This is a genomic window from Spirosoma endophyticum, assembly GCF_900112365.1.
GTDB lineage: Bacteria > Bacteroidota > Bacteroidia > Cytophagales > Spirosomataceae > Spirosoma > Spirosoma endophyticum.
Window position 1 is genome coordinate 65,900 of sequence record NZ_FOLQ01000023.1, and the last position, 23,500, is coordinate 89,399.

22 protein-coding genes and 1 pseudogene are annotated in these 23,500 nt (G+C 49.2%); 14 read left to right on the forward strand and 9 right to left on the reverse strand.

Annotated elements, in window-relative coordinates; genetic code table 11:
• Positions 1-170: 170 nt before the first annotated feature.
• Positions 171-3,305 (reverse strand): AsmA family protein, encoded by a 3,135-nt coding sequence (locus BM202_RS30790; RefSeq protein WP_093833477.1) that lies wholly within the window; start codon positions 3,303-3,305, stop codon positions 171-173.
• A 332-nt stretch (positions 3,306-3,637) separates the two neighbouring features.
• The gene (locus BM202_RS30795; protein ID WP_093833479.1) at positions 3,638-4,402 is read right to left on the reverse strand and encodes a Fic family protein; all 765 of its coding nucleotides are present in this window, start codon (positions 4,400-4,402) and stop codon (positions 3,638-3,640) included.
• A 310-nt stretch (positions 4,403-4,712) separates the two neighbouring features.
• Here BM202_RS30795 and BM202_RS30800 point away from each other — a divergent pair, with 310 nt between their 5' ends.
• The gene (locus BM202_RS30800; protein WP_093833481.1) at positions 4,713-5,393 is read left to right on the forward strand and encodes a recombinase family protein; all 681 of its coding nucleotides are present in this window, start codon (positions 4,713-4,715) and stop codon (positions 5,391-5,393) included.
• Positions 5,394-5,415: 22 nt separating this feature from the next.
• Here BM202_RS30800 and BM202_RS30805 read toward each other — a convergent pair whose 3' ends face one another.
• Entirely contained in the window at positions 5,416-7,809 is a 2,394-nt protein-coding gene (locus BM202_RS30805; RefSeq protein WP_093833483.1) for a TonB-dependent receptor domain-containing protein, read from the reverse strand.
• Positions 7,810-7,960: 151 nt separating this feature from the next.
• On the opposite strand from BM202_RS30805, the gene BM202_RS30810 reads away from it, so the two are divergent.
• From BM202_RS30810 to BM202_RS30820, 3 genes are all read left to right on the forward strand, one after another.
• Positions 7,961-8,722, forward strand: a complete 762-nt coding sequence (locus BM202_RS30810) for a LytR/AlgR family response regulator transcription factor (RefSeq protein ID WP_093833485.1) — start codon at positions 7,961-7,963, stop codon at positions 8,720-8,722.
• Between the two features lie 269 nt (positions 8,723-8,991).
• A complete protein-coding gene (locus BM202_RS30815) occupies positions 8,992-10,125 on the forward strand; it encodes a sensor histidine kinase (protein ID WP_177236748.1) in 1,134 nt (377 codons plus the stop codon).
• 294 nt (positions 10,126-10,419) lie between these two features.
• Positions 10,420-10,713 carry an HU family DNA-binding protein gene (locus BM202_RS30820; RefSeq protein WP_093833489.1) on the forward strand — a complete coding sequence of 98 codons (294 nt, stop codon included), beginning with the start codon at positions 10,420-10,422 and terminating at the stop codon, positions 10,711-10,713.
• A gap of 426 nt (positions 10,714-11,139) precedes the next feature.
• On the opposite strand, the gene BM202_RS30825 is transcribed toward BM202_RS30820, so the two are convergent.
• Positions 11,140-11,634, reverse strand: a complete 495-nt coding sequence (locus BM202_RS30825) for a VldE C-terminal domain-containing protein (protein WP_093833491.1) — start codon at positions 11,632-11,634, stop codon at positions 11,140-11,142.
• Positions 11,635-12,271: 637 nt separating this feature from the next.
• On the opposite strand from BM202_RS30825, the gene BM202_RS37555 reads away from it, so the two are divergent.
• Positions 12,272-12,457 carry a hypothetical protein gene (locus BM202_RS37555; protein WP_177236749.1) on the forward strand — a complete coding sequence of 62 codons (186 nt, stop codon included), beginning with the start codon at positions 12,272-12,274 and terminating at the stop codon, positions 12,455-12,457.
• On the opposite strand, the gene BM202_RS30830 is transcribed toward BM202_RS37555, so the two are convergent.
• A protein-coding gene (locus tag BM202_RS30830) for an IS3 family transposase (protein WP_394333815.1) occupies positions 12,454-13,634 on the reverse strand; the annotation gives its coding sequence in 2 pieces (ribosomal slippage) (positions 12,454-13,385 and positions 13,385-13,634; 1,182 coding nt in all). The two genes, BM202_RS37555 and BM202_RS30830, sit on opposite strands and share 4 nt — an antisense overlap.
• Before the next feature lie 57 nt (positions 13,635-13,691).
• Between BM202_RS30830 and BM202_RS30835 the strand changes: the two are divergent.
• Positions 13,692-13,904, forward strand: a pseudogene (locus tag BM202_RS30835) (transposase); the annotation flags it as partial.
• Positions 13,905-14,218: 314 nt separating this feature from the next.
• Here BM202_RS30835 and BM202_RS30840 read toward each other — a convergent pair.
• Positions 14,219-15,517: a GAF domain-containing sensor histidine kinase gene (locus BM202_RS30840; RefSeq protein WP_093833493.1), complete on the reverse strand. Its 1,299-nt coding sequence runs from the start codon at positions 15,515-15,517 to the stop codon at positions 14,219-14,221.
• Positions 15,518-15,761: 244 nt separating this feature from the next.
• On the opposite strand from BM202_RS30840, the gene BM202_RS30845 reads away from it, so the two are divergent.
• Positions 15,762-16,109, forward strand: a complete 348-nt coding sequence (locus tag BM202_RS30845) for a hypothetical protein (protein WP_093833495.1) — start codon at positions 15,762-15,764, stop codon at positions 16,107-16,109.
• Positions 16,110-16,146: 37 nt separating this feature from the next.
• Here the strand turns inward: BM202_RS30845 and BM202_RS30850 are convergent, their stop codons facing one another.
• A complete protein-coding gene (locus BM202_RS30850; RefSeq protein WP_093833497.1) occupies positions 16,147-16,914 on the reverse strand; it encodes a response regulator transcription factor in 768 nt (255 codons plus the stop codon).
• 550 nt (positions 16,915-17,464) lie between these two features.
• Between BM202_RS30850 and BM202_RS30855 the strand changes: the two genes are divergently transcribed.
• From BM202_RS30855 to BM202_RS30880, 7 genes are all read left to right on the forward strand, one after another.
• Positions 17,465-17,965: a response regulator gene (locus BM202_RS30855; RefSeq protein ID WP_093833499.1), complete on the forward strand. Its 501-nt coding sequence runs from the start codon at positions 17,465-17,467 to the stop codon at positions 17,963-17,965.
• Between the two features lie 826 nt (positions 17,966-18,791).
• Positions 18,792-19,124: a hypothetical protein gene (locus BM202_RS30860; RefSeq protein ID WP_143100804.1), complete on the forward strand. Its 333-nt coding sequence runs from the start codon at positions 18,792-18,794 to the stop codon at positions 19,122-19,124.
• 449 nt (positions 19,125-19,573) lie between these two features.
• Positions 19,574-21,094: a sensor histidine kinase gene (locus BM202_RS30865; protein ID WP_093833503.1), complete on the forward strand. Its 1,521-nt coding sequence runs from the start codon at positions 19,574-19,576 to the stop codon at positions 21,092-21,094.
• Positions 21,078-21,212, forward strand: coding sequence for a response regulator (locus tag BM202_RS36865; RefSeq protein ID WP_143100805.1), 135 nt, complete (start codon positions 21,078-21,080; stop codon positions 21,210-21,212). Before BM202_RS30865 ends, BM202_RS36865 begins: the two co-directional genes overlap by 17 nt.
• Before the next feature lie 3 nt (positions 21,213-21,215).
• Entirely contained in the window at positions 21,216-21,464 is a 249-nt protein-coding gene (locus tag BM202_RS30870; RefSeq protein WP_093833505.1) for a response regulator, read from the forward strand.
• 413 nt (positions 21,465-21,877) lie between these two features.
• On the forward strand, positions 21,878-22,072 hold the full coding sequence (locus BM202_RS30875; RefSeq protein ID WP_093833507.1) for a hypothetical protein: 195 nt from the start codon (positions 21,878-21,880) through the stop codon (positions 22,070-22,072).
• Positions 22,073-22,445: 373 nt separating this feature from the next.
• Positions 22,446-22,652: a hypothetical protein gene (locus BM202_RS30880; RefSeq protein WP_093833509.1), complete on the forward strand. Its 207-nt coding sequence runs from the start codon at positions 22,446-22,448 to the stop codon at positions 22,650-22,652.
• Positions 22,653-22,716: 64 nt separating this feature from the next.
• Here BM202_RS30880 and BM202_RS30885 read toward each other — a convergent pair whose 3' ends face one another.
• Together BM202_RS30885 and BM202_RS37915 are read right to left on the reverse strand one after the other, a co-directional pair.
• Positions 22,717-23,109 carry a hypothetical protein gene (locus BM202_RS30885; RefSeq protein WP_093833511.1) on the reverse strand — a complete coding sequence of 131 codons (393 nt, stop codon included), beginning with the start codon at positions 23,107-23,109 and terminating at the stop codon, positions 22,717-22,719.
• Positions 23,110-23,301: 192 nt separating this feature from the next.
• Positions 23,302-23,500 (reverse strand): hypothetical protein (locus tag BM202_RS37915; protein ID WP_218160630.1); only part of this gene is annotated, 199 nt, incomplete at its 5' end.

Here is a 23,500-nt window from a genome sequence, read left to right on the forward strand (position 1 = left end):
CATATAAACTGTCCATCAAGGTCACAACTTAACTGAAAACGCTGAACCGTTTAAATGAACGGTTTTATTGAACGTAAAAAGAGCTGTTTCTGAGCCCTTCCCTCATACTCGGTTATTACTCATTTTAACGTCCGTTTCGTTTCAAAACAAGACATAGGCAAAAACAAGTTTTATCGATTCGGTTTTGCTTTCTCTTGGTTTCCTTTCCCTAAATGAATCATCGGCTTGGCCTGGCTACCCCGGATCGTCATGGGAATCCCGAAGATGCCAAAAGGGGGAAGACCCAAGCGAAACTTCAGATCCAGACGGCCGTCTAGCCCTACTTTCCCTTCGATCCGCGGACGAAAGCCCGCAACTCTTAATTTGGTCCGCTCAATCGTCAGGATACTGTGAGCGATCGTTGACTTAAGCGCAATTCCCGATACGTCCGGATTCCGAATATCGTGTCCGGTTTTACTGCTAACCGACCCAAACAGGCGAAATCCGTTCAATTTCACCTGGCGAACGGCTAAAACCCCACCACCCGTTAGCGAGCTATAAACAGGTTGCATGTTGGCATCCAGATTGCCCCCCAGTTGATAGTCGAGCGATACCAACCCCTCGGCCTTGTCTGCCGAGGTGGCTAAGGCCCGGAAAAGAGCAATCTCAGTATAAGCCCGCTTGATGTCAAAATCGCGGGCCTGGATGTGATAGGCAAACTTGGCGCGGTTAGGCGCTAGCGGCTGGTAACGAAGATCCATCACCACGGGTGCCCCAATCAAGCTAAAGCCCGTTTGTTGCAGGCTCAAATGACCACTGTCGACCCGCATCTGAGCATGAGCATCCTGAAGAGCCAAGCCCTTATAAGTCACTAACGTAGCCGATGCATCTAGATCAATGGCCAGATTACTCGGAACCAGCACTACGCCTGAAGATTGAGTGGCGTGGGCAACTGGTCGCTTTGAGCGGTTGGGGTGCTTTCGGGCGGTTGATGTATCAGCAAAGGCCATAAACTCATCCACGTTGATGGCCCTACTGCTGAGACTAAAATGGCCACGCAAGGGTGCCCGAGGCTTTGTAGCATACGAAACCATATTGGTTAGGTATCCTTTTAGGTCTACCATTGATGAACCGTAGCTGGTCCTGAATTGATCAAACCACATTTTCTCTTGCTTGAAGCGAAACAAGCCGGATCGGATCCAAAACGGCCGGGGAAATAAGTCGGATGACAGCTGGAGCCGATTAATCTGGATCGTGCCCTGATTAAACAGCCGGTCATATCGTCCGGCCAGCGCGTCGCGTTCGTTACCCTGCAGGGACAGATTGGTTTTAATGGTGCCTTGGAGTTGATAGCCGGGCAAGGCCACCAACTGATAGAGTTTGCCCACGTCGAGGGTCCCTCGGGAGGTAATGGCATAGGTCAGATTATCAAAATTGCGCAGCTCCGCCTGGAGCCCGAAGGGCTGTCCCGCAAACCAGAATGAGAAGGGCTGGATGGAGACCTGTAGCGAACGCAGGGTGGGGGTTCGGCTGAGGACATGAGCTAGAACTTGAAGCCGCTCAATTGGACGAGGATAATACGGGGTCTGCAGCGTACCATTCCTCAGCCGAAGCGTAGCCTGGGTAACAGGAAACTGGCGTTTGGTAGGCTGGTAGGGACCCTTCGTACGGGCCTCAATGGCCAGCTCCCCGGCCAGCTTAATTCGTTTATCCAGGGGATAGAAGGAGGGAATATCCGCTAAATGGAGTTGGGCACTGAGTTGGGCATCAATGATAAGATCATGGGCGTTTCGAATCCGGGCAAAGCCACTGAGCCCATTAGTCAGGGCTTTAGCCTGCAGATGTTCCAGGACCAGTTGGGCATGCCGGTAGTCACTGTCGGGACAGCCCGCATTTAAGGTAAAAGTAATATCCCGCAAGGGTTCTGGCAGCGCGGTGTACTTTAGATAGCCATGCTCTAGGGAAGACGTTAAGCTAAACCGCGGTATGCGGCGAATAACTCGCTCCTGCTTCCGTAGGCTGGTCTGTTTGAGGATCGTAGCGTACTGACCGTCGGCTTGGAAATTTAAGCGAACGTGTCCTTTGACATCCACCGAGGGGATGCCCAGGGCTTTGTCCCACTTTTCCAAGTCAAGGTCAGTACTTACCCTGGCGTAAATGGTGGGTTGACTGTAGCCATTGACCCGCAAGCGGGCATTAAAAAAGTCTTTCTCAACACTAAAATGGAGCGAGTCCATAACCAGATTTAGTTTTTCCGGATTCAGATTCGGCAGCCTAAGGGTCAAATCAAGCCATAGGTTACGCACGGGGGCCGGGGCCTTTTGGTAAGCAATAGAGCCGTTGCGGAGGGTTGCCTGGAATTGGAGAGTGGGTTTGGCATGGATGACCTCACTGTAATGGCCTACTAGTGAGGCCGAGAAAGCACCCAGCCCCTTCACCTGAGTTTTTTGCGCCCACGGTAACAGATCCGGGGGCAAGGCCGTGGTAAAGTTTTGCAAATCGGTTTTAAGGGACTGGAATCTAAAATCCATGGTATAGCCCTCACGTAGAAAGGCCAGTTTTCCTCGAAACTGAATAGGGAGTCGATTGAGCCGGAGCTCATTTTTAGCGAACACCAACACCAGCGAGTGGGTATTGATATTGGTGATTAGATTAGCATCTACTCGTTTTCCCAGGACGTAGGGCTGTCGATTGTAGAACAGATCAACCGAATCGATATGGGTATTGGACTGTAAATCAAAAACCGCTTTGTCTAGATCACCTTTTCCCTGGTAATTGACTCCCTTAGCCCGGATCAGCATCGGAATGGATTGATCATTGTAGACAATATTAGTTCGATCCAGTTGGATATGATTGATGGTCAAGGCTGTTCCAGGGCTATCGTTAGTCGGAGCCGTTGAGGACTCGGTAGGGCTTTTATAGACATTGTAATTGGGCCGCCCTTGGGCATCAATCTGTACATTGATCTGCCCATCCGCCAGAAAGATTTTGTCAATCACGATGCGCTCCTTGAACAAGCTAGCCAGATTAACCCCCAGGCTAATCTGTTTGGCCATAAGCAAGGTATCCTGCTCAAAAGGGGCCGACCCTTGGAGGCGCACCTCAACCAGGGTTAGCGTTAGATCGGGGAAATGTGCGAAAAAGGAAAGTGTGGCGTGGGCAAATGTTAATTTTCCGCTCAAATGGGTTTTAGTCCAGCTAGTGAGTTTCTGGGTAATGAATCCGGGAAACAGGAAGGGCAACAGGCTAACGAGTACAAAAAGTGTCCCTAGACCTAAACCAAGGCGTTTGAGCAGTGTCGTAGCAGATTTGGGGATCAGTTTCATTTCCGTTGGCCAGGCGCCTGATTGAGATATTGCGCCTCCTAAGTAGTTAACGAGTTTGGAAGCACATTAATTAGAAGGCCCTACGCTATCAAACGGCCCAACCGTCTCCTTGGCTACAGCTTGCTGGAAAAATTAAGTGTAGCCGCTGCTTTTCTCAACTGGGTTACGGCTAAAGAGTACGGCTATCGTTTGGGAGTTACTTCACTAGATTTACCACCCGTCGATGCCTAGCTACTCAAATCCCGTTTAATTAAACGTCCCTATGTTTTCGTTGAGAAAAAGTGATTTTTGTCCCCTTTCAACAAATCGCAAGCTATTTTAGGATCTTAAAGCTACCGCGCAATGACCTCCTCTAGGTAACGAGTCAGCTGGCTGTGGAGAAAACTCACAATTGGCTCCGACGTTTTCTGACGCCAACTGGCCGCTAAAGCCGCAAAATAAAGAGGGCCCTGATCCGTGTAGACGAAACTAAGGGGTAAACCATGATACTGCTGAATATAACTCATCAGCAACCGGGCCAGCCGACCATTCCCCGCCCCAAAAGGGTGAAGACTTAACAAAATGAAATGAGCTTGGAAGGATAAATCGTACAGCTGGCGGGGTGTTTTGCGCTGGTTGATGCGAGTGTTGATGTCTTTGAGTAACTCCGCCAAGGCTAAAGGCAGTTTGTGTGCATCGCCTAACCTGCCTCGGCCCGCCAAGGCATTGTCGAGGCGCAGTTCTCCTTTACGGGTATCGATCGTGCTCAACAACGAATCAAGCGGCCAGCCGGTCTGGCGCATTAAGTTGGCCGCCAGTTGTTGACAGGCGAATCGGTTCAAGGGTTCATGTTGAATGGCCATGGTCAGGATCTGCCCCAACGTCTGGTGGTAATCGATGATCATCAACTGGTCCGTTTGGGGCTGATCAGCCAGTAGGCTACCGCTTTGAAGCAATGTCTTGGTTTGGGTCAGGGTGAGCCTAGCCCCGTCGATGGCGGTCGAGTGATAAGTAAGCAAAATGAGTGGATCAATCGTATGGCCGTTAGTGTTGATTACTGCTGCTTTAAAGCGGTCGAGCAGTTGGGGTAAGGTGGCGAGTTGTAAGTTAGCTTTCATAGAAACGAAGGCGTGATAAAGGGGTTAGGTTGGGTGGCTCTACCGATCTTAAATGCTCAGAAGCACGAACGCTTTAATGCAGCCCAGCGCAGCTTGGTCAAGGCCTGGCGGACTATACGGCTGCGGTTTTCGGAAGACAGTTCCCCATATCTTTACCCATAAGCCAATGTTAGTCATTGAACAGGTTGTACGTTTCAACAAAAATTATCTTTAGGCTACTAGGCAACCAGGTTACAAATCAGCAACGGTCATTTAAGATTTGTAACAAAACCCCATTTACTCCTATATTGGCCTTTCATTCCCCTTCGTTATGGAAAGTCAGCCTTTACTACATGTGGCGTATTACCGTGTCTCAACCAAGCAGCAAGGTCAAAGTGGGTTAGGCCTGGAGGCCCAGCGTACCCAGGTCATGGGTTTCATTGGTAGCCAGACTCAGTTGGTGCGAGAATTCATCGAAGTGGAAAGCGGTAAGCGTGATAGTCGTCCTCAGCTTCTAGAAGCGCTGGCTTATGCGAAGCAACATAAAGCCCGGTTAGTGATTGCCAAATTGGATCGGCTTAGCCGTAATGCTGGATTTATCTTCGCCCTCAAAGATAGCGGAGTCGATTTTGTCTGTGCGGACATGCCCGATGCCAACACCCTAACCATTGGCATCTTTGCTACCCTCGCTCAACATGAACGAGAGTTAATTGGTGAACGAACCAAGAAGGCGTTAGCTATTAAGAAGCAGCAAGGGTTTCAACTCGGATCACCCCAGAACCTGACACCGTTAGCCCAACAGAAAGGCGTTGCAGCTATAAAGCGAAAAGCGGCTACGAATGAAAATAACCAGCGGGCGTTGCTGACCATCAAAGGATACTTGAATCAAGATAAGACCCTGCAACAGATTGCTGACGAGCTAAACGCATCGGGCTTTCGAACGGCTAAGGGGCATCTGTTTCAGCGGGTGCAAATACACCGCTTGATGAATAAGTTGTTCGTTAAATCTTAGCCAACAAGCGGTAGTCACCAGATTAGCGTACACCACCACCCATCCGATTTTTATCCGCGTCATTGCCTAAGCTTCGATCTTTGGCTGCCTTTACCGTCCGTTTGCCAAAATTATAGGTGAAAGCTAGCTGAAGGCGCTGGTTATCGTTGTAGTATTGATTACTCGAGGACACATTGCCGTAAGAGACTACATAGCGATAGAGTTGCGTATGAAATACATCCCGGAAAATAAGTTTGACATTCCCATCCCTAAACAAGGGTTTATTGAGACTAATGAACGTAAAAAATAGCCCTTTGCTTTGATTAATTGTACTCCGACTGGGCGATTCGTAAACCAGCAGCAATTCAGCTTTGTACCCTTTGGGTAAGGAGAACACGTTATTGAGATACGTCTGTACGCCGTAGCCCGTCAACGAACCGGCGTCATACTGACCGATGGGCGACTGGGTTTGCGAGCCCCGAAGACCCCCATTCCAGTTCATGGACCACCACTTCGTCCACTCATGCCCCCAGGTAAGGCCCACAAACTCGCTGTGAAGCTGGGCCAGGTTGGTAAACGATACGGTGTAAATCCTGGTGTCGGGATCAAAAAAGACCGTGTTCAGGATCGCATCCTGCGTGTTTGAATAGTTAACAGAGAGGGTCAGTCCACCCAAGGTAACGTTGGCATCCAGCGTATGGGCAAAGGATGGTTTTAAGCCTGGGTTACCCACCGAAATCAAGTAGGGATCGGACTGCCAGCGGTAGGGTACCAAAGCCGATAAAGACGGCCGAGAAATTTTACGAGCATAGGATACGCTTATTTTTGGGCCATTGGGTAGCGTTTTGCTCAGGCTCAGGCTAGGGAAAAAACCAGAATAGGTTCGACTCAGCGTTGAACTGACCAGTTCCTGATAAGTTCGTTCATACCGCAAACCCGTTTGCAGGGACCAGCCGGGTTTAAATTTGGTACTGTAGCTGGCATAACCCGCGTAGGAATGCTCGGTATAGTTCCCAGAATTACTGAAGCTCGAATCAAGCACATACTTTCCAGTACTCCCTTCATTCTCTTGGGTTACCAGATTATCATTGCTGATGGTGGTCCATTGGAAACCCGCTTCCCAGCGTCCGCTTTTTAACGGCAGCGTTAGATCAGCCTTACCGATCAGATTACCCTCCGTTTTTGGATTTTGAATGCGAGCCCGGCTAGGTGAGCGTAGCGAACTACGGTCTACATTCTGGTACTGATAGGTTAAAAATTGGGTGTTTGATCGATCGAAAAAGCTCTTGGTTATCGTCACTGACAGCTCTTTACCCGCACTGTCGAGCTTACCCGTGTAATTGAAACTGCCATCATAATTCCGGCCGTCATCCGTTTCAAGCCGATTTAATACCAGTACCGAATCGACCCCAGGACTATGGCTTCTAAAGACTGTTGTCCCATCGGTGGTGCTACGAATGGTTTGGCTGCTGCTGTTGAACCGCATACCTAGCACATGATTGGGGTTGGGAAAAAAGTCAATACCACTGAAGGTGGAGAAACCCTTGGTTTTATAGAGCGAGAAGGCTTGCCCCGCCATCGATCCGGCCTGATACGTACGTACCGAGGCTTCCTCAGAACCCACCTGATCAAACCGGCCATTGAGGGTGGTGAACACATTCCACCGGGGCGATCGAAAATTGAGGGAGCCATTGGGGTTGAAGCGCCCGTAGTGGCCCTGCGAGTAGGTGGTGCTCAGCCGCCCATTAATGCCTCGTTCTAAGCTCTTCAAGGTGATAATATTAATGACCGCTCCGAAACTGGCATCGTATTTAGCCGATGGATTAGGGATCACTTCGATCTTTAAGATATCCTCGGCTGAGAAATTTTGCAGGAAATTGTCCAGAGTGCCTTGGCCCATCTGGCGACCATCCACCAAGATCAGGACATTACTCTTGTTTCCCACTTTAATACCTAACGGGGTTGCCGATACCAGAGGCGCATATCTCAAAATGTCTTCTACCTTATTGCCTTTGGCGATGACGCTATTGGCTACGGTTAACACCAGTCGATCCCCCTGGTTCTCCACTAAACTTCGCTGCCCTTTGACGTTAATCTGGGCCAGATTCTCCGTTTTTTCGGTCAGCGTAATAATGCCCAAATCCTTTGCCGGATCGGTTTCACGTAACGTAAAGGCAGGGAGCCACGTGGCTTGGTGGCCAACTGATTGCACGTGGAGTAAGTACGTGCCAGCCGCCAGTTTATTTATCCGAAAAAAGCCTTTTTCGTCCGTTACTGCGCCTTTGATCGTACTGGAGTCGTTGGCTGAAGCAAGCCGAATAGTGGCGTAAGGCGCTGGTTGATGATCCGTTTCAACGACGGTTCCTTGTAGCTGGAACTGAGCCAGGCCGGGCAGACAAGTCCCCAAACAAAGCAGAAGGAATGTAATTTTTTTCATGGTATACTGAGTAAAGCAAGGAAGAATCTAACTTGAAGCAGGAAGCGTTTGGCCCCTTCAGTCTAAAAGCGGTCGAATAGTCAGGCGCTGGGGGTAAAACCACCAAGCCACGATTCCCGTACCGTATCACTGACCTGATCACGCACTCACCATGACAACTCTACTTCGTTGCGCGATTATTGATGATGAATTCCTAGCCCAGGCGTTACTGGCAAAGTATGTCCGGCGCGTTCCCTGGCTGGAATTGGTGGCGACCTTCGATGATGCCATTACCGCCTTTAATCAGCTACCAAACCTAGCCGTCGATGTGATTTTTCTGGATATCACGATGCCCAAAATGACGGGACTTGAGTTTTTACGGGCTTATCCAGCCCCGCATCCAGCGGTGATCATGACAACTGCCGATCCAGAACACGCCCTGGCGGGATTCGATTTTGGCGTGACAGATTATCTGCTCAAACCAATCCCGTTTGACCGCTTTCTCAAAGCGATTGGACGCGCCGGAGAGAAGAAAACGAGTGCGCCTTTGGTGGGCTCGTTGCCGGAGCAAACAACAACATCGCCTCTGGCTGGAAAGCCCACGCCGGGTACTGATTTTATCTACTTTAAAACCGACCGGAAACTGGAACAAGTGCGGGTGGATGATCTCGTCTTTGCTGAATCGCTGGGGGATTACCTCAAAATTTTTCTGGCTGATCGCTACTTGGTGGTTCTGCTAACCATGAAAAAGCTAGTGGATACCCTACCCGCTGACCGCTTTCTGCGGGTTCACCGATCCTGCATCGTCCAGTTGCGTCACATTCAAACCCTAGAGGGTAATACCATCCACGTTTCTACGGGGCAGGCGTTGGTTGTGGGGCCTAACTACCGGGCCGAGGTAAAAGAAGCGGTTCAGAAATGGCTGGCCGTTTAGGGGAGCAGTCGGTGGGACTAGCCACTAATACCATTGTGTTTCCTAAAAAAGGTTGAAGTCTATCCGTTCGCATCAGAGAATCAAGTAAGTTTCTGTTGAGAGCGAAAGTAGTGCAGGTCAAATGGTCCCTTCAATTAAATCGATAGAGGTATTGTTTTAATCGATAAAAGTCGGATGATGGGTTTAGTCGGATAAAAAGGGGCCTTTATCGAAAAAATGGGCGAAGCTGTCCAAACGGAGTTACTTTGTTAACTGATCCTTCTACGCCCTTGCTAACGTCTCAACTTGCTCTACTGACCGATGAAACCCGCTATCGAGGCTGGACCCGAATCGGCTTTCATGGGGTGCTTTTACTGGGCGTGTTTTTACTGATTTTTTCGACCTATATTCCCTGGTTTCTTTATCCAAATCCATCCCTTCATTATCCGGTAAAGACCTATGCAGGACCCATTTTACGGGATTCACTGAGTGTTATTGTTCAGTACTACAGTCTGGTCTATCTCTTTACCCACTATGGTCGGCGTCCGCTCGTGTTGCTTCTTGGTCTGGCCCTTTATTACGTCGTCCTGTTTACGGTGTATTACTATTCCTCCTATATCGTCAAGCATTATTTTGGTCTGACGGATGATTATTCGGGGTCGATCAACCACTTCGAGCGCTTGCCGTATGGGCGAGCGTTGTTTAATCTAGGTACCTTTTTTCATCTATTATTTATCATTGAGCGAGCCTTTTACCCATTGGCTGTTAAGTTGGTACTGGAAGTGTATCGACGACAAGTGCGCCATGGTCAGCTTCAGCAGCAATACACCCGGCTGGAACTTGATTTTCTGAAAAGTCAGATTAACCCCCATTTTCTGTTCAATGTGCTCAATAGCATTTATGCCCTAACGGAGGAAGAGAGTCCACAGGCGGCCCGAATTACGCTCCAGCTATCGGGTATGATGCGCTACGCGCTGTATGAGACGGCGGATTCGTTGGTCCCCCTGAGTAAAGAGTTAAGCTTCATTCGGAATTATATGAACCTGGAACAACTCCGAACGGCCAAACGACTAGCGTTGGCTAGCGAGTTACCTGAATCGGTGGACGAATCACTACAGATTGCCCCTTTCTTATTAATTACCTTTCTTGAAAATGCCTTTAAACACGGGGTTCAAAACAACGCCCAAAAATCTTGGGTAAAGCTGAGCTTGGTGATCATTGATGATGTACTGAATTTGTCGCTAAGCAATAGTAAACCCGTCAACCCCTACCCTATGTTGGGTGGTTTAGGGTTATCGAATGTGAAAAAGAGGTTATCCCTTCAATATCCAGACCACAGGCTTCGCATCTTAGACGAAGAAACAACGTATAGTATCACGCTTCAATTGACCTTGTCGAGAAAAGAGGGATTGGTTCGTCAGTAGTCATTATTGTACCTACAGGGTTAGCTTTGTAGGCTAATTTCAGCCCTTTGCTGCTAAGAAGCCCCCTTTATTAGCCAACGGTCCTGGCCAAGGTGACCCTATTTGTTGATTGCGGGATAGCTCAAAAAGGATACCAAACGTCTAGGGCATTTTTTGAAGGGTCGTTTGTAAAATGCCATAAGCGATAACATGCCTGAATCTGGTTAATCAGGGAATGGTCAAAGGGCAAAATTTGGCTAGGTAGGATTTGGCCGGAAGTTAGCAACCTAATCCCCTCAAAGCCGTTAGAGAGGTATGACAAAGCAAGATGTACTCCGACGGATTACCGAGCAAACGGGTATTGATCCTCAACTCAGTTCAACCATTATGGAATCCTTTTTTGACGTGATAAAAGGGGCCGTTAGTGAAGGCGAAACGATTTACATTCGTCGATTTGGTAGCTTTGGCCCCAAACAACGCGCTCGTAAAATAGGCCGCAACCTCAGCGCCAACACGGCTCTGGTGATTGAGGCCCATTCGATTCCGGGCTTTAAACCGAGTGCTGAATTTGTTCAGCAGGTTCGAAGCTCGAAAGCCGACAGAAAGTAGTTGGAAATGTGATCCAATAAGTTACAAAACTAGGTGGTGACATACAATGTCACCACCTAGTTTTGTAACAACTAGTTTTGTACTATTTTTAGTCAATTTGAATAAGCAATCTTATATTAAGGAATTATTCTAAGATCATATACCCTATACAAGCCCTGAAAACAGGCCAGATTGTCCTTTGGAAAGGGAAGAAGAAAGTCTTGCATTATGTTACGTGAATATATATAGATTGAGCCCTCAATTGCGCGTAAAGTATCTTCCAAAAACAGCTTCAGCTTTGATGAACCGTGTTAGAATAAAGCAATCATCCATTGAGAATTTACCATTAGCTAAGTGCTGATTTTCAGTAGCTGTGATGTGCAACAGCAGGTAGCTTTTAGTTCTTGATAATTTGTAGAGCTTGTTGAGAATTTCAAAAGTTTGGTTCTAAAAAATATGACCGAAGGCGTAACCTATTTCACTGATGGTTAACGAAAGTGTTATTTCGTCTAGCATCTGCTTCAAGTAGGCGTTTTTAGACTGACTACCTGCCCGGGTAAATGCAACGTGCACATGATTAGTGTGAGGCCCATTACCTCCCGTATAGGGACGGGGACCTCCCTTAGTAAGGCTCCAGATTTGTCCGTTCCATATAATATGATCAACTCCTAAGTTTCGACTATACTCAATAAAACCATCCATCAAAGCATTGCCAATTCGTAGTTGTTCCAAGTCATATGCATCCAAATAAATATCAGCCGCTCGTCCTTCTGCATGCGCTGAGAATCCTCCTGTGTGCGTTGTTCTATTAACATATCCTCCTACACCCCGTCCGGCGGGATGATTCTTTGGGATTACGGGGAAATAATCAGGCACCAATTCTTGTACGTACTTGACAAGGGGCTGGGTTTTTCGCCAGTTTACATTAGATAAATCGGACATCTTTAAGTTAGTCTGTAATTGTAAAAACGGAACGGAGATAAATTTGATCAGTGGTGCGTATTACTGAAAATTGGTATTTAGCCTCAATAGGTAAAATATTACAAGGCTACTTATAAAGTATTTAGCCAACGGTAAATTTTGCTGCCTAGTCAGTACTGTGTTAAGCGGATTCAGCGACGTTGCTACTGAACTTGGGGCGTTGCCCATACGGGTCTAACGTACTAGCTAAGAAAAGTTGGAAAGGGATAAAAACTAGATTCGGTTTTGTTCAAGTGTGGGGTATCCTGAATAACCGGTACATTACTTTCGTGTAGAGTAGTTAATTAACTATTTGTCAATATTTTACAACGAAGATTTTATTTTAACGGTCGATTGATTGAAAAGGGAAAGTAAGGTTGATGATCTAGTTCATTCTCTTTTAAAACGTTTCATATTGTCGTTCGCAAATTCAAATTTCACCAATGGCATCTTGTTAACGGCTATTCTGAAATCACAGAATGCTCTAACCAAGTCATGAGGATTTATGTACGATTCTGCAAACGCACCCAATAATGTGTTTGTCCATTGCTGAGACAACTTCTTTACGCATCTTCGGGTCTAGCTTTAATGTGTATCTTCTAATAAATTCCCACGTACTATGCACCTACCTCAACGCCGCGTTTCGTTGCTTTTGACCACGGCTGCCCTCCTCGCAGGGGCTTGTAGTAAAGACCCTGCATTAACCTCGCTTGATCCGCAAGATCTATTGTTGGTCAAAAAAGTGACCGCTTCTTATCAGGGATCAGGCACTGGACTTGCAACAAAATACTGGACAAATCTTTAAGCAACATGTTGCAGTTGCCCATTATAATAGTCGAAAGGGGAAAGATAGCCTAACGATGAATGTCGCCGTTGACGATTGTACCAAATTTCAATATATTCAAAGACCGCCTGTTTAGCCATGGCTCGCGACTGGAAATTCTGCTGATAGACCAACTCTGACTTCAACGTCTTGAAAAAGCTTTCCGCCACGGCATTATCCCAGCAGTTACCTTTCCCACTCATGCTTTGCAATACCAACGGGTGTTTTTTGAGCAGTTTGGTAAAAGCATGACAGGCATACTGAACCCCTCGATCTGAATGAAAGATCAGGTTTCGTTCAATGGGCCGATTTTTTATCGCCATCTGCCAAGCTGGTATAGTTGTCTCAGCGGCCCTCATGGACTTACTTAAGGCCCAACCGATCACTTTTCGATCATACAAATCCATAATCATCGTCAGATAGATCCAACCTTCACCAGTACGGATATACGTCAGGTCCGAAACCCATGCCTGACCCGGTTTTGCCGGGTTGAACTGGCGATTTAAATGGTTTTCTGCGACCGGGTAAGCATGCTTTGAATCGGTGGTTGTGACCACATATTTCTTCTGAATGATACTCTTCAGATTGGCCTGCTTCATGAGTCTGGCCACTCGTGGTCGGGATACGTTTACGCCTTGAGCACGAAGATCCTGAGTGATTTTAGGGCTACCATAACGGCCTTTACTAGCTGTCAATGAACCACTTATTAACTCAATAATCGTCTTGTTCTCCCTTGTCCTATTGGTTGGTCGCTGGGCTAACCAATAGTAATAGCCACTGCGGCTCACGTTTAGTACTTTACACATCCGCACCGGCGGACCGGTCTCAACGGGAAACTCACCTTGGTGAGCTTTTATGAACTGAAAAATGTCCCGTCGTTCCTGGAGAAGATGCCGACCGCCTTTTTTAGAATATCGCGCTCTAATTCAGCTTGTTTGAGCTCTTTTCTGAGACGTAAAATTTCTTGCTGTTCTTGACTTGGCCCAGTTCGACCACTAAGGTTGTCTGTTTGTGCGAATGAGTGTTCCTTACGCCATCGGGTCAGAATCTGGGGTGTGATGCCCAATTCGTCAGCAGTGTTTTTGATTGACCCCTTGGCATCGGCCAACTCCACCGCCATCTTTTTAAATTCCTCGTCGTACTGTCTCCTGGTTTTCATGGTTCACTAAGTTAGATCATGCTTAACTTAATGTCCAGTCAAATGTAGCAGCTCCACAAACGCATGAAGCGGCTTCGTCAACGGACGGTGGAACCCGTCTTATGTAGTCTAGTGGAGTACAATGGGTTGCGAAAGATTAATGTACGGGGTAAAGCTGGGGCCCACAAGGTGATGCTGATGGCGGCTACTGCCTTCAACCTCAAGAAGTATATGAAGTTCACCACCAAGTCCACTCTCAGCCAGGCCATAGCCCTAAGGGTGGAATGGTAATTGTCTTCTCAAGACTCTTTTCTGGGCTTTGGCGTGCTTTTTCTCAACTAAGAAGGGTAGACCAGGGTAGAAAATCTTATTCGCCGATTCAGATACTGAATAATCGATATAATAAGCGGAGTTGTGCAACAGCCACGCTCCTTCCGTGTGATTGAGCGGGCAGCTTACAATAGCTGCCCGCAATAGAGTTGGAATTGTAGAGCTACAGCCAAGTAGTGACGACTTTTACGGTCCGCCGTTGCGCCAGGCCGCTGGAGCGGTACAATTTTTCAATGACACCCGAAATACCTTTACATGCATTAGTGTCAGTTAGTTTAGGTAAATCTAGCGAAGGCTGACTGGAGGGGGATATGGATCCGACAGGTGGTTCCCTGGTGTTGCTGACTCTCCACCAGAAGTCGGCCTCCGTGCAGGTCGATAAACTGACGAGCAATGCTCAAGCCCAGACCCGTACCTTCAATCAAGCGCGCATTGTGGGCCCGATGAAACGGTTCAAATAAATGGGGCATATCCTCGGCGGGAATCCCGATGCCCTGATCGGTCACCTCAAAGACGAACTCCGAAGCGCCGAAACGAACTACCAGCCGGGGATCGGCGGACGAAAACTTGACGGCATTAACCAGTATATTGAGGAGCGTGTGGGTGAGTAAGAAAGCGTCGGCATCAACCATCCTGGGTGAACCCTCTAGCCTGAACTGAACCTGGCGCCCATCGGGCCGATCCGTAAAGTGAGTGGCCAGTAGCTCTCTACACAAGCCCACCACATCCACCGGTTGGGGATGGAAGGCGAACTTACCCATACCCAGCTGATTATGAGTCAGCACCCCGCTTAACAGCGCTGCAAACCGCTTGATCTCGTGTTGGATAATTCCGATGTGCCGCTGAAACGGTGACAGGGAGACCCCCACTAACTGACCCACATAGGAGTTAATCAAATCGATGCTGGTTTCAATGGTGGTTAAGGGCGTGCGGAATTCGTGGGAGACCATACTCACAAAGGTCGACTTAAGGACCTGCAGCTCTCGTTCCCGGGCCAGGGCCTTACTGAGGTGCAGCTTGGCTTTCTGGAGTCGAATTACCTGCCGCTGCCCCTGTTTCTGCGCCTGCAGTAACTCCGTGGTCTGGCGGCCTAAGACCAGCAGGGCCACTACCTGCCGCCCCAGGGAAGCTAAGGCCTGCGCCTGGGTTTCCGATAAGCGATTGGGTTTGGTATCAATCACGCACAAGGTGCCCAGGGCATAGCCTTCCGGGGTCACTAAGGGGACGCCCGCATAAAACAGGATGTTTGGCTCTCCCTGCACCAGGGGATTCTGGGCAAATCGTTCATCCAGCCGGGCATCGGGCACCAGCATCAGCTGCTCCGGGTTCAGAATAGCGTGCGCACAGAAGGAACTAGTCCGCGGGGTTTGGGACTGGCTAAAACCGACGCGTGCTTTAAACCATTGGCGCTCTTGATCCACGAAGGTGATCAGCGAGATGGGGGTTTGGCAGATGTGAGCCGCTAGCTGAGTAAGGTCTTCATAATGCTGCTCGGGCAGCGAATCCAGAATGTCATAGTGGACCAGATTGGCTAGCCGCTTTAACTCAGCTTGGGTATTGGCAGGAATATCCATGGTAAAACGGGTTGACTCGACCAGTAGACTACTACTAAGGTAAGGCAATGATCGCCAAGTTGCTAGCGCCTACCGACCGTTTTGACCATGAGCGAACTGGATCAACGTCTGATCACTGGTATTTGACAAGAAATAGACCTGCTGGGTCAAATAGCCCCCCGTACATTTATATCCTAATAACCGCTCTCGGGTCGTCAGGTCGCCCGGGAAGTAGCCTTGTTTATACACTTCTACCTTAATTGCTATGACGCCTTCTATCAACACCAATTTCTCTCCGGCATTATTTCTTAACGAAGAACCGGGCCGTTCCTGGCAAACCGAGCTAGAGCGCTTCAACCATAATTATTATCTACTGGAAACCATACTCGATCTATCGGTCGGATTACCTAGTCACCTGACCACCCAGTATCTTACCTGTCAAGAGCAGATGCGGCACACGCTGGAACAACTACTAACCGAACTGGAGCCGACGACCGCCAGCCACCGGGTCAATGGCCCCAAACCGGTTGGCTTTTTACCCCGCCATACCACAGTCCTCCAGCACATGAACCAGCAGGTAACTCGTTTGCTCGGGGCCACTCATCAGGCTTGAGGCGAGCTGACGCTCTACCGCTAATACGGCCGTCTCTTTACGCCTTAGTGCTGCCCGTAGTCGGAAGCCAATTGGCTTGCCGATAACGTAGGGGGGAAAGCCCGTAGGCTTCTTTGAAACAGTGTGAAAAGGCCGATAAACTGCTGAACCCACACCGGACAGCTACGACCTGTAGGGGCCGATCCGTATCGACTAAGTAGCTAGCCGCTTTCAGCAGCCGGTAGTCTTTCAACACCTGGCTGAAGCTCCGCTGGCAGTAGTGCTTGAGCTGTCGTTGTAAAGCGGATGGACTCCGGTGCATGGCCTCGGCCAGTTGGTCTAGACCGAATGAAGCCTGGGAATAGGCGTGCTCCAAGTGCTCACTGACTTGGCGGATAAACTGAATGTCCGGTGTTTCCTGAGCGATCTTCCGCTGGAGTTGATAGCGGATCAGCTCGGTTTGCTGATGAATCAGATTGGTAATCTTGAGCAGTAACTCAGCACTGGAGAAGGGTTTACAAACGTAATCAACGGCCCCCAGGCTTAATCCTTCCAGCCGCTCGGCCGGGCTTTCCTTGGCCGTTAGAAAGATCAGGGGGATGGACCGGTAGAGCGTATTCTGTTGAAGGGCTCGCAGAAAGGCGAGTCCATCCATCTCCGGCATGAGGATATCACAGATGATCAGATCGGGTCGAAACAGGGGGAGTAGGGCTAGCGCCTGAGCGCCGTGCTCAACGGCGCGCACCTGGTAGTGAGCCAGTTCCAATTGTTCCTTGAGGTTGTCTCGTAAAACGGGATAGTCCTCAATTAGTAAAACGTTTGGCATATAGTAAGCAAGTTGAGCATGAAAACAGCTTTGGGGAGCGGAGCATCTGTATGTCGGCGCGAGGTCGTTAACGAGTCCCGATGACTGATCGTTAGATTCCGATCAGGCGCTGAGTGATCCACCACACCCGTACCGAAGGCTCGTCTAATCTGTCCTTTCTTACTGAGGACTCTAAGTAACGTGGTTTCATTATAGAGGAACACATCTTGTTTAGACGTTTTGTTTAAAAAAATGCTTAAATAGGCTAAACAAAATTCGTAGGTTTCCACACTCGACGGTAGCCAAGAAAAACGATTAATTACAAACCTATCAGTCAGCTTGAAGGGGTTATGGTCTACCTTTATGACGCTACGGTATACCGAAATGCTTGGTCGAAACAATATAACCCCTCAACTATACGGGTTAGTGGCGATGGAATCGATGTTATCCAGCCAAGATTAACTTGATCCATCGCCCGTTCCCTAACTTATGAGGGCTTTCGAAAGCGTTTCGTTGGTTCTGGGCGGTTTACCTAATCAAGCAGTACCACTCAAAGGGCTCTTCAACACGTATGCAAGCGAACGCGTTAATGGCCTGTAACTTCCAGCAAGCCAAACTGCTGATTATTGAAAATCAGGAGTTTTCCTGGATTGTAACTCGATTAGCCTTAGAAACAAGCCTGCCCGAGATCCAGCTCGATCGGGTGTCTACGTCCCAGCAAGCCATGACCTACCTGGATAATTGCTTAGCCCAGGAGGTAGCCTTACCCAAGCTGATTTTAGTCGAGTTGTACCTGCCTCGTCGAGCAGACGGCTTAAGCTTAGTCAGGGCACTTCGCGATTGGCTAGCTCAAAGTTTATGTCCCCAACTACCCATCCTGGCGATGAGCTCATCGCCTACCCCGTTCGATGTCCAGGAAAGCTACCGCTCAGGAGCTAGCGTGTATGTAGTAAAAGGGATCGATATGGATCAACAGATCGCTGTCTACAAAGCCATACGGCAATTTTGGTGGCAAACCAGTGTGTTGCCTCTGACGGCAGAACAAGTCGTGAGTTTAGAGGGGGATGGGTGAAACGGGGATTTGCCCTCAAGTCGGCAAGAACAAGACCGATCACTACCTGCCAGAAGCAGCGTAAAATCGCTTTAACTAATTCACTTTCAGTACTTTACGGGTATAGCCTCTTGCCATCAGAGGACCTCCATTGAGCCTGAACGAACAAGAGTCCCTTAGGAGCTTAAGGGAGGACCACTAGCGCGGGGTAATTTCTGATAACTGACTGGTAGTGTCTGCGTCTGACATGCTTCAGGCTCGCCCATTCAAGCACGCCTTTTATCTTATTATAGGTGGCCCTAAAACATCGGAAAAATGCCTAAGACCTTACGGGTAGCCTTCGCGATAAAAGCGGAATTAGCTACCCGCTCTAAGAGTAGTTAACAACTAGTTGAACTGACAAATAAATACAACAAAGCCTGTTAACGCACCGGGCTTTGTTGTCGAACTTGTACTTACCTTCTCGTAATTATTTTTGGCTCGTATTTACTTTCGATACTAACTGAAAAATCCGGACTGTCTTCGATAGGCCGCTAGCTCTAGTAAGTATACTCCTGGAAGCAACCAACCAAGCTAAAGTAAAGATGCTTGCCACCATCGCCTCCTAAAAATCGACCCTGAAGCGGGCCAAATACTTAGTGGAACGCGGTGTCAGGTTGTTGGCGGAAGGTCTAGAATTGAGAAAGCATCATCAGATCCAGAAGTTCAAACGGCGACACGACCACTTTTGACAAAAAACAGACCTCCTAAGTCAAAAAGAACCCCTTACTTTTAGGCCAGCTTACAGCCTTTCCTTCGTTGGGCCATTTAGAACGAGTGATCGTTTTACATCCTAAATCAGTTTGGTATGACACCCTCCCTTACCGCCGGTTTTACCGGCGGACTATCTCTTCGCTCTAGGCCTAGCAAACCAAGAGGGAAATTGGCTACTACACGTATTATCGGTGGATACGATCCTAAGCCTGAACATCAAGCTGCCAAGTCATCTTCCCATTCAGCTCAGGGTCTGGGCTGGCAAGGGCAGATAAGGAGCGCCCTGGACCAGGTACTGGAAGAAGTCGAGCTATTAACGAAAGCCAGATACCAGCTCGATCACCTGCCTGAAATTGATTTTTTCGCTCGTCATACGGCCATTTTATTAGCCTACCCATCAACTGGTGCCTCCTTTACTCCGGGCTAATCAGCCTGCTTGAGCGGACCTAAGACCGTAGCGACGAGCACAGCTAACCTGTATTTATTCCTTTTTAAAGGGGTATCCTACCATTCGCTTCGCGCAGGGCACTGGCTAACCGTCTGTGCCATTCAATCGTACAAATGTTGACCGCTCCCAATATTCTTGAGACAGACAACTTACTGATTTGTTAAATAAACGCTGGGGCGGGGCACTCATGGGGCAGATCTAGCCGGTAGAGAATTCTGGTAAGAGACCGGTAGAGCTTGTTTTCTGAAGCATTCACGAGGAGACCACCTACCAAAACGTATTCAAGAAACTGGCGGCCTGCGCCTAATCAGGAACCAGATGGATTCGTCGGTCTTAGTGGAGTAACCAGTGCCTTTCGGCGTGCGTGATGGTATAGCGAATGGTCTATCCCGTCCCGCACGCCGACAAATTCTTAGCTGAGTGCCACCATGAATCAAACAAACCAGGAAACCCAGCGGCAGGATGCCCTACAACAGCGGTTCATTCTGGAAGCCGCCAAAGATTACGCCATTTTCACTACCGACTTAGAGCGCCGGATCACGAGCTGGAACGCGGGGGCCGAAGTGATGCTGGGCTACCCGGACGTGGAGATACTGGGCCAGCTGGCCGATGTGCTCTATGTGGCCGAAGATCGTCAGCAAGGCGTTCCCCAGTACGAAGCTCAGCAGGCACAAACCGAAGGCCGCGCCGAAAATGAACGCTGGCACTGCCGTAAAGATGGTTCGCAACTCTACGGCTCGGGCGTCATTACGCCCCTGCTGGATGAATCTGGACAACTGATTGGTCTGGTTAAGATTATGCGCGATTTAACCGGCCAGAAGCTAGCCGAAGGCAAACTGCGCGAATCGGAACGACGCCTGCGGCTGGCCATTGAAGCGACTGAACTGGCAACCTGGGACTGGAATTTGCTGACTAATGAGGTGTACTGGAACGAACAGCACTTCCGACTCTTCGGCCTGCAACCCTGCCTTAACCCCCTCACCCCGGACGACTTTTTAACCCACGTTCACCCCGACGACCGGGAGCGGCTGACCAACTTGCTGCAACAAACGATTGCCACCCGGGGCGTCTACGATACCGAGTTTTGCGCCGTTATGGAAGACGGTTCCCAGCGCTGGATGAGTGGTTACGGGCGGGTAGTTGAAGAAGTGGACGGCCAGCCTGCCCGCATGAGCGGGGTCATGCTTGACATTACTGAGCGCCGACGAGCTGAAGAAGCCCTGCACCAGGCCGACCAGCGCAAAGATGAGTTTCTGGCCCTGCTGGCTCATGAACTGCGTAATCCTATGGCCACGCTTTCCAACACGCTATTGATCCTGGAGCTGACGGGTGGCCAGGATGAACGCATGCCGCTGGCGGGGGCCCTGTCGATGATGCGACGGGAGGTGGCCCAACTGGTGCGGCTGGTGGATGATCTGCTGGATGTGAGCCGCATTAATCAGGGCAAGATTGTCCTGCGGCTGGAACCGCTGGATCTCGTCGAGCTGCTGGAAAAGGCCACTGAGGCCACCCGCCCGCTGATTGAGGTTGAACACCGAGACTTCACGGTCAAGCTGCCAACTCAAGCGCTGTTTCTACAGGGTGATGCTGTACGACTGACCCAGGTGGTGCGCAACCTGCTCAGCAATGCCACTAAATTTACCCGGGAGGGGGGGCATATCTGGCTTAGCCTGGAGGCAAAAGGTGAAGAGGCTATCTTACAGGTAGTCGACGACGGCATTGGCATCCCGGCCGACCAACTGGAACGAATCTTTGAGGTGTTTGCCCAGGTGGATGCTTCCCGCACTCGATCCCAGGGGGGCCTAGGGCTGGGTTTGACCCTAGTGAAAGAATTTATTGAGCTGCATGGTGGGCGAGTAGAGGCCCGTAGTGGGGGTGCTGATCGGGGCAGCGTGTTTAGTGCTCATTTACCCGTACTCAATTCCAAGGCTCATGAGTCCAACCACTAAGCCATCCACCGGGGGCGTGATTCTAGTCGTCGATGACAACCGGGATGCAGCCTACACCCTAGCGATGCTGTTGCAACTAAACGGGTATGAGACTCACGCCTGCTATAGTGGTCAGTAGGCTTTGGAGGCTGCTGATGGTATTCATCCGGATGTAATTTTGCTGGATCTGGCCATGCCGGGTTTAGATGGCTTTGAAACCGCGCGTTTGTTGCGTTTGAAGGCCTGGCAACCTCATTTATTAATTGCTCTGACGGGCTATAGTCAGGACGACGACAGAGGGCTAGCCCAGGAGGCTGGTTTCGATTCGTTTCTGGTTAAGCCCGTCGATTTAACCGCCCTGACGAGCTTACTGACCAGGGGAACGACCTAATGGTAAAAGCGACTAAGTATGGTAGTCACAAGTGTCTCGATTCTCCGCTAATGCGCCTATTGGACTTACTACATTTTTTAGACAGATGATTCTTAGTGTAGTGTCCAGTAAAAGACAGAAAGTCCACTGCCTTGGAGTAGCATCTTTTCGTACATCCCTCCACAACGGGCCCGTATGGAAAAGGTTCAGCCTAAGACAAATAGAGTCAAATAAAGGACGCCAAGGACTGAAAACATTTTAGCTTGTCCGTGGTTTGTTTCATAACGTATCTACTCAACGTTATGAAACAACCAACTGCTGAGGGAGTTGGTTGTTTGCTTATTAAACACCCGTTAAGGAGTTCAAGACCGGCTAATCATTAGAGAGATACTGAGTTTAGTTGATTTTTTTCAGGTCGGCAACGACCTTTGACTATGAGCGAACCAACCCATACCGAAATACCCGATACGTCCGACAGTACCTACTGGCTTGTGACTCAAAATGAGCACAACCGCAGTACCACCTTCGTACCGAAAGATAAGGAACTACATCTCAAGCTCAAGAGAAAAGCCTGGGCTATTATTCAGGCTTCACTCACCAAGCGGAACCGGAAAGGCTCCAACGGATAAAGTGGTCAGTGTAAGAGTTTCTTCAGCTACTTGGAACGACCCTTAGAAAGTCCAGTACGCTTAAATCAGCTTCCTAGAGCCGTGATCTGCTAAGTTACTAGGAATTAGCGAAGTGGAAGGCAGAAAGCTGCACAAAACGAACGGATGAGCGCCAAAGAAGTAAACCTATACCGGGTGGGGCTAAATGACGCGTCAACCCGGGGCTAGTTCGGCCGTCTTGTCTGTTTAAACATAACTTAGAAAGCTTTCAAGGGAATACTACGTGCTCTCATCAAAGCGAGTACCTTTGTGCAGAAATCAATCCATATCATTGATCGCAAGTCTGCTGAGCAGACAAATAGCGCCGATAAGGACGTATTAATCGCTACCGGCAATGAATCACACCAATTCCTTATTTACGAATCTGCTCGAAGAGTATATCTTTTTGGTGGCGGCCACCTTTATTGAACACGTCCCCGAAGAAACCCAGGATAAGCTCATCGCCCTGGTAAATCAAATTGACCCCGTTTCGCCAGCGCGGGGCTTGATCCCACCGGACAGCCATACGCTGGATACAACTTCTCCACCGAACCTCAATTAGACCGGCCAGATAGTCGACCCACTACGCTTGGGCAACCTTGGCGATGATCGAGCGTGGCTACTAACTACTTGAGAGGAGAGGTCCCTACTGCCAGTCTTGCCTGCGCCTGCTGGGTTAAGCGCGTTAAAATTTCCGTATGGGCCGCCAACTTTTGATACCCCCGCGGGGTGGGCGCTTGTGTGAGCAGCGCCAATTGATCCATATCCTGAAGTAAGGTGGCTAATTCGGCCTGCATCGCCATCACCAGGGTAAGCAACGGCTGGCGTGAAGCCTGATCCTGAACTAAAGGGGTGTCCGCCCGTAAGTTGGCTTGATGAACTTGCTGGCTGGCCTGGCTCACTACCTGGTGATAGTAGCCATGAAACAGGGCGGCCGCCGTGAGCCAGTCTGTCAGGATCTGTTCAGGCTTCTTCTCGCCTGGACTATAAGCACCACTACCGAGTACTGTAGTCTTCATCTGTTCTGTTGTAAGCTAGGGTTAAGTATACACCGTTGCGGTGAAGAAAGCTATAAACTCGTATTACTCCTAGCCGAAATTAACTATACGGTTACTGGCCTGGCCAAGCGTTAAAAGAAGTCGCTTGGTTTATGGGTCACCACTTTATTGGAAACTACAGAAAGTAGGACTAATACCGGTGACCATGCAGCCTTACGGGAGTAGCGTAACGGCTTGGCCGACCCGATACTGTAGCGAGCGGCAGGCTTCTACGTATTGAACCACATGCCAGCGATGATTTCTAATTTGATGATAGTAAAAAAGCGATGAGGTTACCTCCATTACGGAGCGTGGACAAGGGCGCCAATTGCCTGGATGTGTGTACGTAAAATCTAGAATAGCCATCTGGATG

Excerpts from the sequence above, each read along its gene's own strand:
- BM202_RS30790 (WP_093833477.1), bottom strand. The coding sequence starts at position 3,305 with ATGAAACTGATCCCCAAATCTGCTACGACACTGCTCAAACGCCTTGGT.
- BM202_RS30795 (WP_093833479.1), bottom strand. The coding sequence starts at position 4,402 with ATGAAAGCTAACTTACAACTCGCCACCTTACCCCAACTGCTCGACCGC.
- BM202_RS30800 (WP_093833481.1), top strand. The coding sequence starts at position 4,713 with ATGGAAAGTCAGCCTTTACTACATGTGGCGTATTACCGTGTCTCAACC.
- BM202_RS30805 (WP_093833483.1), bottom strand. The coding sequence starts at position 7,809 with ATGAAAAAAATTACATTCCTTCTGCTTTGTTTGGGGACTTGTCTGCCC.
- BM202_RS30810 (WP_093833485.1), top strand. The coding sequence starts at position 7,961 with ATGACAACTCTACTTCGTTGCGCGATTATTGATGATGAATTCCTAGCC.
- BM202_RS30820 (WP_093833489.1), top strand. The coding sequence starts at position 10,420 with ATGACAAAGCAAGATGTACTCCGACGGATTACCGAGCAAACGGGTATT.
- BM202_RS30825 (WP_093833491.1), bottom strand. The coding sequence starts at position 11,634 with ATGTCCGATTTATCTAATGTAAACTGGCGAAAAACCCAGCCCCTTGTC.
- BM202_RS37555 (WP_177236749.1), top strand. The coding sequence starts at position 12,272 with ATGCACCTACCTCAACGCCGCGTTTCGTTGCTTTTGACCACGGCTGCC.
- BM202_RS30840 (WP_093833493.1), bottom strand. The coding sequence starts at position 15,517 with ATGGATATTCCTGCCAATACCCAAGCTGAGTTAAAGCGGCTAGCCAAT.
- BM202_RS30845 (WP_093833495.1), top strand. The coding sequence starts at position 15,762 with ATGACGCCTTCTATCAACACCAATTTCTCTCCGGCATTATTTCTTAAC.
- BM202_RS30850 (WP_093833497.1), bottom strand. The coding sequence starts at position 16,914 with ATGCCAAACGTTTTACTAATTGAGGACTATCCCGTTTTACGAGACAAC.
- BM202_RS30855 (WP_093833499.1), top strand. The coding sequence starts at position 17,465 with ATGCAAGCGAACGCGTTAATGGCCTGTAACTTCCAGCAAGCCAAACTG.
- BM202_RS30860 (WP_143100804.1), top strand. The coding sequence starts at position 18,792 with ATGACACCCTCCCTTACCGCCGGTTTTACCGGCGGACTATCTCTTCGC.
- BM202_RS30865 (WP_093833503.1), top strand. The coding sequence starts at position 19,574 with ATGAATCAAACAAACCAGGAAACCCAGCGGCAGGATGCCCTACAACAG.
- BM202_RS36865 (WP_143100805.1), top strand. The coding sequence starts at position 21,078 with ATGAGTCCAACCACTAAGCCATCCACCGGGGGCGTGATTCTAGTCGTC.
- BM202_RS30875 (WP_093833507.1), top strand. The coding sequence starts at position 21,878 with ATGAGCGAACCAACCCATACCGAAATACCCGATACGTCCGACAGTACC.
- BM202_RS30880 (WP_093833509.1), top strand. The coding sequence starts at position 22,446 with ATGAATCACACCAATTCCTTATTTACGAATCTGCTCGAAGAGTATATC.
- BM202_RS30885 (WP_093833511.1), bottom strand. The coding sequence starts at position 23,109 with ATGAAGACTACAGTACTCGGTAGTGGTGCTTATAGTCCAGGCGAGAAG.